Genomic DNA, 13,798 nt, shown 5'->3' with positions numbered 1-13,798 from the left:
TCTTTGTCTATTGCAAAAACTTTTTTTTGTAAAACCGGACTGGAAACCAAAAGAAGAACAATTTTCAATTTAATACTAAACCGTAGCCAAAAGCTACACTAAAATTATCAATTTATGAGCAGTATTTTTATTATAGTGCCAATTGCCTCGATTTTGGCGTTGGTATTTGCCTGGATATTCTTCAAATCGATGATGAAGAATTCAGAAGGTACTGACAGAATGAAGGAAATTGCCCAATACGTTCGTGAAGGTGCAATGGCTTATCTGAAAAGACAGTACAAGGTTGTAGGAATTGTTTTTGTAATACTCTTTATCCTACTAACAATTATGGCATATTTTGGCGTTCAAAATCCATTTGTGCCCATCGCATTTTTAACTGGTGGTTTTTTCTCTGGCCTTTGTGGATTTTTGGGAATGAAAACGGCAACATTTGCTTCAGCGCGTACAGCTCACGGAGCTTCGCAGTCGTTGAATAAAGGTTTACAGGTTGCGTTCCGAAGCGGCGCAGTGATGGGGTTAATCGTTGTGGGATTTGCATTGTTAGATATTGCAGCCTGGTACTTTTTTCTAAGTGAAGTTGTATTTACACCGGAGCATATGGCTAATGGTGCTGAATTCTTAGGGCTTCATTTTGTTCACGGAAGTGCAGATTATGTAACTAATGGTGTAATCAACGATGCAGGCCAACGAGTAAAATTAATTGAAATAACAGTTACCATGTTAACGTTTGGTATGGGTGCTTCTACACAAGCATTATTTGCTCGTGTTGGAGGTGGTATTTATACCAAAGCTGCAGATGTAGGTGCTGACCTTGTTGGAAAAGTGGAAGCCGGTATTCCGGAAGACGATCCGCGTAACCCTGCAACTATAGCCGATAACGTTGGTGATAATGTTGGTGACGTTGCCGGTATGGGAGCCGACCTTTACGAATCATACGCTGGCTCTATTTTGGCAACCGCTGCTCTTGGTGCCGCTCTTCCTGTGATTGTACTTTCTGATACAGGTATCGATCCTATTAAAGCTGTTACAGCTCCTATGCTTGTTGCTGCCATTGGAATTATTCTTTCCATAGTGGGAATCTTCATGGTTCGTACCAAAGAATCGGCTACACAGAAAAATTTATTAAATGCTCTGTTAATTGGTACCGGAGGAAGTTCATTTTTGATTCTTCTCGCAATGGCCGGAATGGCTTACCTTGGTTGGGTTACCTGGGGGGTTTTCTGGGCTGTAATTATTGGATTGGCTGCCGGTGTTATTATCGGGCAGGCTACTGAATATTTTACATCAGATGAATATAAGCCTACAAAAGGTATTGCCGAACAAGCGCAACAAGGACCTGCAACTACTATTATTGACGGTTTAGCTGTTGGTATGTACTCAACCTGGATTCCGGTTGTAACCATTGTACTTGGTATTATGGGATCATTCTGGGCAGCAGGTGGAGCAACTCACTTTGCTATGGGGGTTTACGGAATTGGTTTTGCTGCTGTAGGTATGTTGTCTACACTGGGTATTACATTGGCTACCGATGCATTCGGACCTATTGCTGATAATGCAGGAGGTAACGCAGAAATGGCTGAGCTTCCGCCAGAAGTTCGTGAAAGAACAGATGCTTTAGATATGCTGGGAAATACAACAGCAGCAACCGGTAAAGGATTTGCGATTGGTTCTGCAGCACTAACAGCAATGGCTTTAATTTCTGCTTATATGGAAGAAATTAGATTGTGGTTTGGAAAAATAGCAACAGCCGGAGAAGGATTTGTTACCAAAGGATCATATATCTTTTATAATGATATTGCTCCGGCAGCACAGGATGGAATGCAAGCAATTAAGATTTCAACTGCTTCTGTAAAAGATTTTACGGCTGCTTACGACGTTACACTTTTTAATCCCCTGTTTTTAGGTGGTCTTTTCTTAGGTTCAATGATGGCATTTTTGTTTAGTGCAATGACAATGAAAGCTGTTGGACGTGCAGCGGGTGCAATGGTTGATGAAGTTCGCCGTCAGTTCCGCGACATTAAGGGAATCCTTGAAGGAACCGCTACACCTGAATATGCCAAATGTGTTGAAATTTCAACTAAAGGAGCACAGAAAGAGATGTTGGTGCCTTCATTAGTCGCAATTATAGTTCCTGTTATTGTTGGGGCTACAATGGGTGTTGCCGGTGTAATCGGTCTGTTGGCTGGTGGTTTAACAGCCGGTTTTACATTAGCTGTGTTTATGAATAACGCTGGTGGTGCATGGGATAACGCTAAAAAATTCATCGAAAAAGGAAACTACGGTGGTAAAGGTAGCGAAGCACACCACGCAGGTGTTGTTGGCGATACTGTTGGCGACCCGTTCAAAGATACTTCAGGACCGTCGTTGAATATCTTGATTAAACTGATGACTATGGTTTCGGTTGTAATGGCCGGTTTAACTGTAACATTGAGTTTACTATAAGAATTTTTTGAACATAAAAATATTGAACCATCTGTCGTGAGGCAGGTGGTTTTTTTTGTTTGATTAGCCCGGAACGCAGATGGCGCAGATTGTGAAAATTGTTTAACTATGTACTGAAACATACAAGTTGTAACTCTCTTTCGCTTTTACAACTTGAGGCTGTTGGCACCGGGTATTGCATATTAGGGTTCTTGCGTGGCGATGAAAGCTTACAATTTTACAATAACAACAATTTGGCATTTTACAAACTCCTCCGTTTTTCTCATCACATCATCCTTTGTCGCTTAAAGTCTCATCTACATACTGTCTCAGGTCTCAATGTCTCTATCGCACATAAACAAAATTTAACTTCATTATTGAACAAATTATTTGTAAATTCAGTTACACTAAGAAAACGTAAATTCTAATCATTAAAAATACTACCATGGCAAATCTTACAACAACTTATATGGGTGTAGAGTTAAAAAATCCACTCATACTTGGAGCAAGTAACTTAGTATCGAAACCCGATGTAATCAAACAAATTGAAGAAGCCGGAATTGGGGCGATTGTTTATCGTTCGCTTTTTGAGGAGCAAATTCAGCTCGAAAGTCTTCAAATGGACGAGCTTCTTAGTGAATACGAAGATCGTAATGCAGAGATGACCGATCTTTTTCCGGGATTAAAACACGCCGGACCAAAAGAGCATTTATATAATGTTGAGAAACTGGTAAAAAGTGTTGATGTACCTGTGTTTGCAAGTTTGAACGCCATTTACGAACCAACCTGGGTTGAATATGCACAGGAACTGGAGAAAACAGGAGTGGCCGGTTTGGAAATCAATCTTTATGCGGTGCCTGGTTATTTCGAGGTTACCGGCGAATCGATTGAAGACAAGCAGGTGCAAATTGTTAAGGCCATTAAACAAGTGGTTAAAATTCCTGTAAGTGTAAAAATGAGTTTGTTTTACACCAATCCGCTGAACTTTATTAAAAAGGTGGATGAGGCCGGTGCTGATGGCTACGTGCTGTTTAACCGCTTTTTCCAACCCGAAATAGATATTGACAAAGAAGAATATTTCTATCCATGGGAATTAAGCAATCCAAAAGACCACATGATAAGTTTGCGTTACGCAGGTTTGCTGCATGGAAATGTTGAGGGAAGTGTTTGTGTGAGTCGGGGAATTTATGATGCCAACGATGTAATAAAAATGCTGCTTGCCGGTGCCGATGTGGTACAAATGGTAAGTACTATTTACCGTAATTCGCCATCAGTAGTTTCTGATATTTTAATGGACATTAATAAATGGATGGACGACAAAGGATATAAAACTTTAGCTGATTTCAGAGGAAAACTTTCGCGTAAAAACATGAAAGATCCATTTGCTTATCAGCGTGCACAATATGTTGATATACTAACTAAATCGGAAGATATTTTCAAAAAATATCCGATGGTTTAATTGAGTAGATTTTTCGTAGCATAGAAAAACAGGAGCCGTTTGGTTCCTGTTTTTTTATGGCCTAACCTAAGGCATTGGTTGCAAATATTGATACTTAACAATGTTTTGATTATTTACATTTTGTACTAACTTCGTAAAAAACAATTCAATACACCTTAAATCATGAAAAAACTAAGTTTTCTCCTCAGTCTCAGTTTTGCATTCATACTGTTTCTGAGTTCGTGCACTACCACAAAACAAAACGATGAAAAACTTTCGGTACCGTACGTTCAGTATCAGCTGGATAACGGTCTTGATGTAATTTTACACCAGGACAAATCAGACCCGATCGTAGCCGTTGCAATTATGTATCACGTCGGGTCAAACCGCGAAGTTCCCGGTAAAACCGGCTTTGCTCACTTGTTCGAGCATATGATGTTTCAGCAGTCAGAAAATGTTGGTCAGGATGAATTCTTCTCAAAAATTCAGTCGGCCGGAGGAACATTAAATGGCGGAACCGGAAACGACCAAACTATTTATTATGAGGTTGTTCCTAAAAATGCACTCGAAATGGTGCTTTGGATGGAATCAGATCGCATGGGTTACCTGGAGAATACGGTAACCAATTCGGCATTTGCCAACCAGCAAAATGTTGTTCAAAATGAAAAACGTCAATCCTATGATAACCGTCCTTACGGTTTTAACCAGTGGGTAATTGCCAAAAATCTGTATCCGGCAGGTCATCCGTACAGCTGGACTGTAATTGGCGAAATGGAAGATTTATTCAATGCGTCGGTTGATGATGTAAAAGCCTTTCACTCGAAATTTTATGTGCCTAACAATACCACAATTGTGTTAGCCGGCGATTTCGAGGAAGAGGATGTAAAGCCAATGCTCGAGAAGTATTTTGGTGAAATTCCGGGAGGAGATAAGGTGGCAGATATGGAGCCGCAGAATGTAACACTGGAAGAAACCAAAAAACTGTATCACGAAGATAATTTTGCCCGGACACCGCAGTTAACCATGATTTGGCCAACTGTAGAACAATACAACGACGATGCATATGCACTGAGATTTCTTTCACAAGTCTTGGGAAGCGGCAAAAAATCGCCTTTTTACCGGGTTATTGTAAAGGACAAAAAATTGGCACCGCGTGCATCGGTATACAGTCGCCCGATGGAGTTGGCCGGGCAGTTTACTGTCTCTGTAAATGCCAATGCCGGAACAAGTCTTGCCGATGTTGAAAATGCCGTGTTCGAAGCATTTCAGTTGTTTGAAGAGGAGGGAATTACAGAGAAAGACCTGGAAAAGCACAAAGCCGGTTTGGAAACACAGTTTTACAATGGTGTTAGTTCGGTGCTGAATAAGTCATTTCAGTTGGCGATGTATAACGAATTTGCCGGATCGCCTAGTTTTATTGAGGAAGACATTGCAAAAATTCAAGCCGTAACAATCGACGATATCAACCGTGTTTACGACAAATATATCAAAGGAAAAAATTACCTGGCAACCAGTTTTGTGCCTAAAGGGCAGCTTGATCTGATTGCCGAAAATTCGGTTGATGCAGGCATTGTTGAAGAGAATATTTTAGAGGCTACACAAGTTGATCAGTCGGCAATTGCGGAAGACGAAGAGATTGCAAAAACACCAACAGAATTTGATCGTTCGGTGGAACCGGCGAAAGGACCTGATCCTGAAATTTCTGTACCTGCAGTTTGGACCGATGAAACCGCAAACGGCATTAAAGTTTACGGCATTGAGCATAACGAATTGCCTTTGGTTCAATATTCAATTATTATCGACGGCGGTCATATTCTGGCTCCTACAGATAAAGCCGGAGTGGCAAGTTTTATGGCGAGCATGTTAATGGAGGGGACCGCAACAAAAACGCCAGAAGAACTGGAAGAAGAAATCGATTTGCTTGGTGCTAATATTAGCGTTCGGGCAGGTACCGAAAGTATTTCGGTTTATGTGAACAGCCTTACCCGAAACTATGAAAAAACGTTGGCGCTGGTTGAAGAGATTTTGTTGCAACCGCGTTGGGACGAGGAGCAATTCGAGCTGGTAAAATCGCGAATGATAAACAGTGTTAAACGCAACGAAGCCAATCCTAATTATTTGGCAATGGTGGCCTTCGATAAGTTGGTTTATGGCGACGATAATATTCTGGCAATGCCAACTTCAGGTACTGTTGAAAGCCTGGAATCGATAACTATGGATGATTTGAAAGATTTCTACAGCAAAGCAATTTCGCCATCTGTGGCACGGATGCACGTTGTAGGTAAAATTGATCACGACAGGGTTGTAACAGGATTAGCAAGTTTGAGCTCGAACTGGGAAGCACACGATGTTGTATTTCCTGAAATTGCAGCGCCAAAACTTCCGGAGAAATCAGCCATCTATTTTGTTGATGTTCCGGGGGCAAAACAGTCGGTAATTAACATTGGCCAAAATGCCATTCCGCGCACTTCTGACGATTTTGAAAAGGCAACTGTAATGAATTACAAGTTGGGCGGAAGTTTCAACGGAATTGTAAACCTGATACTGCGCGAAGAAAAAGGCTACACTTATGGTGCGAGAACTTATTTCTCGGGAGGTAAAAATTACGGAACTTTCCAGGCAAGCTCGAGTGTTCGCACAACGGCTACTGAAGAATCGGTGCAGATTTTTAAAGACGAAATTGAAAAATACCGCGAAGGAATTTCGGATACCGATTTGCAGTTTACCAAAGATGCGCTGATAAAATCGAATGCCCGCGGTTTTGAAACGCTGGGTGCATTACATTCGATGCTTACCAATATTAGTGCTTACGATTTGCCTTTCGATTACGTGAAGCAAGAGGAAGAGTTTATCAAGTCGTTAACGCCTGAGCAGCACAAAGCACTCGCTCAGAAATTACTGGATCCGGAACACATGTATTATGTTGTTGTTGGCGATGCAGAAACGCAACTTTCAGCATTAAAGAATATCGGTTTAGGCGACCCGGTTTTATACGAACTGTAATAGTTGAGATAAAAGAAAAGAGCCGTTCTGAAATTTACAGAACGGGTCTTTTTTTCTGAAAGTCGAGTGAAAATTGATAGCCAAATATGCTCCAAAATTTATTGACTCACCCTGATTGTGCCTTCGACACAATCGTCCCTCGCTTCGCGAAGAGAGGGAGTGAGGGAGAGTTTGTTGAATATTGTTTCACTTTCATTCCGGTTGATGATTCACTGGAATCGAATGTTTTATTCTTTTTACAATCCACTAAAATCAACATCGTTGAAAAGAATCGACGGTGTGCGCCACGAAGAATCTTCGCGCACGTCGTTACCAATTTCTCCAACGTTTGCCCATAGGGTTTTCATGTTTCCGGTAATGTTCATTTCTGTAACCGGTTTTACAATCTCGCCGTTCTCCACCAAAAATCCTTCAATTCCGTACGAGAAATCTCCGGTTGATCCATTGCTGTTACCCCCGTTAAAACCTGTAACAAAAATTCCCTTTTTAACCGATGTAATTAATGCGTCAAGGTCTTTATCGCCGGTTTCAAAAACCAAGTTGGTGGTTGCTCCACTGTTAGGCTCCATTTCCAGTTTTTTACCGTAATAGGTGTCGATGTAATACCTTTTCAAAACACCTTTTTCAAAAACCGAACGTTTTTTAGTGGCAATACCTTCGCCATCGAACAGGCGCGAACCACGGCCTCCGATAATAAACGGATCGTCGGTTAAGGTTAATTTCTCAGATGCAACTTTTTCGCCCAATTTATCGATCAGGAATGAATTTTTCTGCTGAATAGCCGATCCGTCGAGTGCATTCATTAGCGGACTAAAAATGCGGCTTACCACACGGTTTTCAACGATCATCGGCATGGTTCCTGATTCAATTTTTTTCGCCCCGATTTTATCAAGCGCACGTTTTAATGCGGTTGTTCCGGTGCCTGTTTTTTTCAGCTCATTGTATTTAATAGCTGTCTCTCCCCAGCCAAATTCAGGTCGTGCATCGCCATCGCCTTTTACCGAAACGTTGGTGTACAATCCAAAGTAAGAGTTGGCGGTGTCGCCCTCGAAACCATTGCTGTTTACCATTACACGCTCGTTCAAACCGTCGTAATAACTGCTGGATACGGAGATAATGCGTTCGTTGCTGCCCAAAATTTCTTTCTCGGCAGCAAAAGCAGCTTGTATTTTTTCTTCCGGATCAACGTTACCAAAGTTTTTGTCTAACGAACCCAAATCCGGTCCGTCGCCTTTGTAATACAATTCCGGATCGGGCAAGGTTCTGAATTCATCTTCCGAAAGGTATTTTGTGCCTTCGATAGCTTCTTCGATAAAACGTGCCAGATCTTCTTTGTTTAAGCGGCTGGTAGAGTGCGATGAGTATTTTTTGTCGACAAACAAACGAATAGACAAGTTGCTTTGCAGCGCCTGTTCCAGTTTGTCAATTTTCTCTTCGCGCACTTCAATGCTGCTACTTTGGTTGTTCGATATATTTACGCTTACTTCCTGGGCTCCGTTCTCCAATGCATGATTCATAGCCCATTTTGCCAATGTATATTTTTCTTCTTTTGTCATGGTTTTAAAATTTAAACATTAAACACTGCATGTGCTATGCATTTGTTCCTCCAACGGTCATTTTCTTCACTAAAACAGTTGGCAGGCCAAGTGTTACCGGAACTGATTGTCCGTCTTTTCCACAGGTCCAGGTGCCACTGTCGTTTTTGTAGTCGTTGGCAGCCATTGAAATATCTGCCAGAGCCTGGGGTCCGTTACCAACAATGTTAATGTCCTTAATTGGAGTGGTGAGTTTTCCGTTTTCGATAATGTAACCCGATTTTACAAAGAAGGTAAAGTCGCCGGCACCGATTTTAACCTCACCGTTGCTGAAGTTGTCGACATATACGCCGTAATCAACTGCGGCAAAAATTTCTTCGGTGGTGTGCGGACCATTTTCCATGTAGGTTGATCGCATACGTGGCAGTGGCATGTGGCGGAACGATTCGCGACGTCCGTTACCCGTTGGCTCAACACCATAATATTTGGCACTGATGCGGTCGTGAAGGTAGCTGTTCAAAATACCGTCTTTTACCAGGTAAGTTTTTTGTACGTCGTTTCCTTCGTCGTCGATGTTAATGGCACCGCGGTCGTTTGGCAGCGTACCATCGTCGATGATATTAATGAAATTCTCAGCAACTTTTTTGTTCAGTTTGTCGCTAAAAATAGAAGTTCCTTTTCGGTTGAAGTCGGCCTCAAAAGTATGGCCAATGGCTTCGTGAAGTAAAATTCCCGAACCTCCGGCACCTAGAACTACCGGCATTTCTCCGGCTTTTGGTTTTCCGGCTTTAAAAAGCAGGTTGGTTTTTTCAACTGCTTCGTTGGCCAGCTCATCAACCAAATCATCTGTCAGCCATTCGAAACCGCGGCGAACCGAACGTGCCGAGTAAGCATTCTCAATTTGCTCACCGTCCTGCATAACGCAAACCGCATAAAAGCTGATCATTGGTCGGTAATCGTGAGTTAAACGTCCTTCCGAGTTATAAAACATTACGTAGCTGCTTTCGTCGCTCATTCCGGCATTTACTTTAATAACCTTTTCGTCGAGACCGAAAATTTTATCGTTTACCTTTTGTACAAAAGGCACTTTGTCTTTTACCGAAACGTCTTCCCACTTTTTCGAAATTTTGTAGTAGTTGGCGGGCAGTTTTTCGTTGTAATCAGCCGCATTAAAATTAGAGCTGCTGTTGGCAATGTTTGCGGCCATTTTTGCTGCATTCAGCATATCGTCGAGCGCAATATTTTCGGAGTAGGCAAAACCGGTTTGGTCTCCTTTTAACACGCGAATGCCAACTCCGAAATCGATGTTGGAATAAGCGCGGTTTACTTTCCCGTCTTCAAGCGCCAGGCTGTTGGTAATTTTGTGTTCGAAAAATAAGTCGGCATAATCGCCGCCTTTGCTCATGGCTGTTGCAATAACTTTTTGCAACATCTCGGTAGTCACTTCAAAATGATCTAAATAACTTTTCACGTCTGCTGAAATTTGTACGTTTTGGCACGATTGCACAAAGGGAGGTAAAACCATACTTCCCGCTGCAAACATACCACTTGTTTTAATAAAATCACGTCTGTCAACTTTCATAGTGCATGTATTGTTTTTAATTTTCAATTGCGTTTTCGTTTTTCAATCTATCAATTGGTAATGCTTGGGTGTATAAAATTACATTTCGCCATAAATATCTACAATAGGCAACCTTGAAAAATGATAAAAACAGGGGTGTGTTCTGTTTTGGGGGCATTCTGATGAAAAGATGCAAATATCTGGCGGGGGTAGCATAAATTTTAAGAGCTTTTAACGTTAAAAATGAAGAATTTGTGAGGGGGTATCATTAATTTTGGGGTGTTTGACAAAAATCTATTTTCAATGTAAATTTTGTATTAATTTATTACAATTTGTTAGTAAAATGGTTTTATTAGTTTCATTTGCTCCTATTTTTGTGAACGACAGTTAGAAAAAATCTACATTTATATAAAATTTATTACATCATGAAATCAAAATTGGAATACATTTGGTTGGATGGTAGTGTGCCAACTCAACAATTAAGAGCTAAAACTCGTGTAGCTGATAACTTCAGCGGTAAATTGGAAGATTGTCCAGTGTGGTCATTCGACGGATCTTCTACTAATCAGGCTGGAGGCGAAGCTTCTGACCTTCTTTTAAAACCTGTATTTATCTGTCCTGATCCGGACCGTAAAAATGCTTACTTAGTTTTAACTGAAGTTTTGAATCCTGATGGAACAGCACACGAAACTAACGGCCGTGCACACATTACAGAAGAAGATGAAGATTTCTGGTTCGGTTACGAGCAGGAATATTTCTTGTACGATCCACAAACTCGTCTTCCATTAGGTTTCCCGGCAGGCGGTTTCCCTGAGCCACAAGGACCTTACTACTGTGGTGTAGGTGGTTCTAAAGCTTTCGGTCGTGCAATTGTTGAAGAGCACTTCGACCTTTGTTTAGAAGCTGGGTTGAACGTTGAAGGTATCAACGCTGAGGTTGCTGCCGGACAGTGGGAATTCCAGATTTTTGCTAAAGGTGCACACGATGCAGGTGACCAAATTTGGATGGCTCGTTTCTTATTAGAGCGTACTGCCGAAAAATATGGTGTTGATGTAGAGTGGCATCCAAAACCACTAGGAAAAGACCTTGACTGGAACGGTTCAGGTATGCACGCTAACTTCTCTAACGGTTTGATGAGAACTTGTGGAGACGAAAAAGTATTTACTGCAATTTGCGAAGAATTCGGTAAACACATTACTGAGCATATTGAAGTTTACGGAGCATACAACGATCAGCGTCTGACTGGTTTACACGAAACTCAAGCTATTACAGAATATAGCTATGGTGTTTCTGACCGTGGTGCTTCTATCCGTATTCCTGTAGGAACTGTTGAAGATGGTTGGAAAGGTCGTTTGGAAGACCGTCGTCCTGCTTCAAACGGTGATCCTTACAAAATTGGTGCTCGCATCATCAAAACGGTTAAAGCTGCAAAAGTTTAAAACCAAGACATAATTGCATAATAAAAAGAAACTGTCCTTATTGTAGGGCAGTTTTTTTTTGCTCAAATTTGTCGTCGCAAAAATTAATGCCCAAAAATTTAAAGCCATGTTAGGGAAACAAATTGAAATAAAACGTCACTTGTTTAACGAAACTTCTCATTCGCCGTCGTTAATTGATATTGTTGGAGAAGAACAGTTGGGCGATGTGGTGGATTTTTGTTTCATTGAGAATCCTTACTTCCCCGATGAGAAATTGCTTCAAAAACTTCAGGATAAATTGCCCGAGGTGATAAAAGCATACCCGTCGAGTAATCCGAAATTGGCTCAGCAGGATTTAGCTGCCGTTGTGCATGTAAAACCCGAATACCTTGTATTAGGAAACGGTGCTACTGAACTGATCACGATCATTCAAAATAATTTTCTTGAGGACATGGGGATTCCCATTCCAACATTTAGCGAATACATCGAGAAGGTTCAGAACCTGGAAAAGGTGAAGTTGTTTCAGTTACCTGCTGATAAACAGTATCAGCTGGATTTGGATGAATACGCTGACTGGCTGGAGAACGAAAAATTGTCATCAGCACTAATTATTAATCCCGGAAATCCTACAGGGCAGTTAATTTCGATTGAAGACATAACAGGTTTTTTTAACCGCATGAAGCATTTGAAACTTGTGCTGGTTGATGAGTCGTTTATTGATTTTGCCGGCGAAGAAATACCAAGTCTGATGCCAATGGTTGAGCAGTTTCATAATTTGATAATTGTGCGCAGCATGAGTAAACATTGTGGTGTGCCGGGTTTGCGTTTGGGCTATTGCTGTACTGCTAATCAGGAGTACCTGAAGCAAATAAGAAATGCTTTGCCCGTATGGAACATCAACACGCTGGCCGAGTACTTTTTAACGCAGCTAAAAGATACCGATGTTGAATACCACAATGCCCGCAAACATGTCATTTCCGATGTTCGGGAATTGCACGAAGCATTGTGCAAAATCGATGGATACGAAGTTTATCCGTCGAACAGTAATTTTATACTTCTGAAAGTAAAATTTGCAATGAGTGCTTACGATTTGCAAATGAAATTGCTGCAGGATTTTGGCGTTTATGTGCGCGACTGCTCCAATAAAATCGGCCTCGACGATAAACACATCCGAATCGCTTCAAAAGGCCGTGATAAAGATCAACTGCTAATTCATGCACTGAAAGAGGTGGCAGCAGAATTTTAAAGGCAAAAGGTAAAAGTTCAAAGTCAAAAGTGATAATAGAACTATAGGTTTATAGTAACTAGTCTCAGTTTACAGTCACAGTTGTCAGTTTACAATTTGACATTTCAGCAGTTTAATAATTTCCCTCTTTAAGTGAATGAGTTATTGAGGGAATGAGTAGGCAATATGCAAATAGCAATACGCAAATAGCCCCAAAGGGGAGAACGTTTAAAGCCCGGTGCGTAAGCGCCGGGAGATAGGACCATTTTTACGATTTCCCTTTCTGAAAAACGCAAAGCCTTCCAGCATCCAGCATCAAGTATCCAGCATCCAGTTACAACTCAATAACTGCCGAGTCGCAAACGTAAGTTGGAATAATTCCCGAACTAACGATTTTAATCTTGGCATTATCCGGCAATGTGTTTCCCGATAGAACAAGTACAGTGTCGAGCCCGAATTTATTTCCGCCAATAATGTCAGTGTAAAGCGTGTCGCCAACCATTAAAATCTCGTTTCTTTTAATGTTCGGAACATCCTTCATTGCACGTTCGTAAGCCAGCAAAAACATCTGTGCATCGGGTTTCCCGAAACGTATAAATTTCTTTCCAAGAATCTGCTCAACCAAGTCGGCAATTCCTCCAACGGCCACCGAAATATCGTTTTTATTTACCGGGTAATTAATGTCGGTATTTGCTACAATTACCGTCATGTTTTTGTGACGTAGCAGGTTGATGGTTTTATCAATGTCCTTGTTCCAGTCAAATCCTTCGTCGTCGAGAAAAGCAAACGATTTAATATGCTCAAGATCTTCGAGGTTTACTTCGCTGATGGGCACTGTGTTTTGCCCGGCCGACTCAAGGTAATGAGCAGATGCTTTTGTGCCAAGGTAAGCAACCGCTTTTCCGTTGGCCAGTTTTGTTTTAAAAAATTCCATGGCCAACATCCCCGACGACAAAATCTTATCGGTGGTAATTGTGGTCAGGCCTTTGTTCTGATACCAGTTTGCCAGTTCATCAGGGCTTCTCGATGAATCGTTTGTTAATACGTAGTAAGGAATTCCCTTTGATTCTAAATAGTCGAAAGTATTTCCCACGCCCTCAATCAATCCCGAATGATTTTTTAATACACCAAAAGCATCAAAAAACACGGCCCGGTAGTTTTTCACTACACTTCTAAAACTTTTTGTTCTCATCATAA

Annotated in this window: 8 protein-coding genes; 5 read left to right on the top strand and 3 right to left on the bottom strand. The window is 41.3% G+C overall.

The annotated features are described in order from the left end of the window. Window positions 1-114: 114 nt before the first annotated feature. The 3 genes from QZ576_RS10525 (at window position 115) to QZ576_RS10515 (ending at window position 6,862) form a co-directional block, all read left to right on the top strand. Complete coding sequence (locus tag QZ576_RS10525) at window positions 115-2,442, top strand: sodium-translocating pyrophosphatase (protein ID WP_297096858.1); 2,328 nt, start codon at window positions 115-117, stop codon at window positions 2,440-2,442. A gap of 424 nt (window positions 2,443-2,866) precedes the next feature. Further along, a complete protein-coding gene (locus QZ576_RS10520) occupies window positions 2,867-3,880 on the top strand; it encodes a dihydroorotate dehydrogenase-like protein (protein WP_297096856.1) in 1,014 nt (337 codons plus the stop codon). A gap of 162 nt (window positions 3,881-4,042) precedes the next feature. Continuing rightward, window positions 4,043-6,862, top strand: a complete 2,820-nt coding sequence (locus tag QZ576_RS10515) for a pitrilysin family protein (RefSeq protein WP_297096854.1) — start codon at window positions 4,043-4,045, stop codon at window positions 6,860-6,862. Between the two features lie 236 nt (window positions 6,863-7,098). Here QZ576_RS10515 and QZ576_RS10510 read toward each other — a convergent pair whose 3' ends face one another. Both QZ576_RS10510 and QZ576_RS10505 read right to left on the bottom strand, forming a co-directional pair. Further along, complete coding sequence (locus QZ576_RS10510) at window positions 7,099-8,418, bottom strand: TldD/PmbA family protein (RefSeq protein WP_297096852.1); 1,320 nt, start codon at window positions 8,416-8,418, stop codon at window positions 7,099-7,101. A 34-nt stretch (window positions 8,419-8,452) separates the two neighbouring features. Further along, entirely contained in the window at window positions 8,453-9,979 is a 1,527-nt protein-coding gene (locus QZ576_RS10505; RefSeq protein WP_297096850.1) for a TldD/PmbA family protein, read from the bottom strand. A 416-nt stretch (window positions 9,980-10,395) separates the two neighbouring features. Between QZ576_RS10505 and QZ576_RS10500 the strand changes: the two genes are divergently transcribed. Then, on the top strand, window positions 10,396-11,397 hold the full coding sequence (locus QZ576_RS10500) for a glutamine synthetase beta-grasp domain-containing protein (RefSeq protein WP_297096849.1): 1,002 nt from the start codon (window positions 10,396-10,398) through the stop codon (window positions 11,395-11,397). A gap of 106 nt (window positions 11,398-11,503) precedes the next feature. After that, entirely contained in the window at window positions 11,504-12,622 is a 1,119-nt protein-coding gene (locus tag QZ576_RS10495) for a histidinol-phosphate transaminase (protein WP_297096847.1), read from the top strand. 313 nt (window positions 12,623-12,935) lie between these two features. Here QZ576_RS10495 and QZ576_RS10490 read toward each other — a convergent pair whose 3' ends face one another. Next, on the bottom strand, window positions 12,936-13,796 hold the full coding sequence (locus QZ576_RS10490; RefSeq protein WP_297096845.1) for an HAD-IIA family hydrolase: 861 nt from the start codon (window positions 13,794-13,796) through the stop codon (window positions 12,936-12,938). Between the last annotated feature and the right edge of the window lie 2 nt (window positions 13,797-13,798).

It is taken from the genome of uncultured Draconibacterium sp., from assembly GCF_913060805.1.
Lineage (GTDB): Bacteria > Bacteroidota > Bacteroidia > Bacteroidales > Prolixibacteraceae > Draconibacterium.
This window is presented reverse-complemented; position numbering and strand designations above follow the sequence as displayed.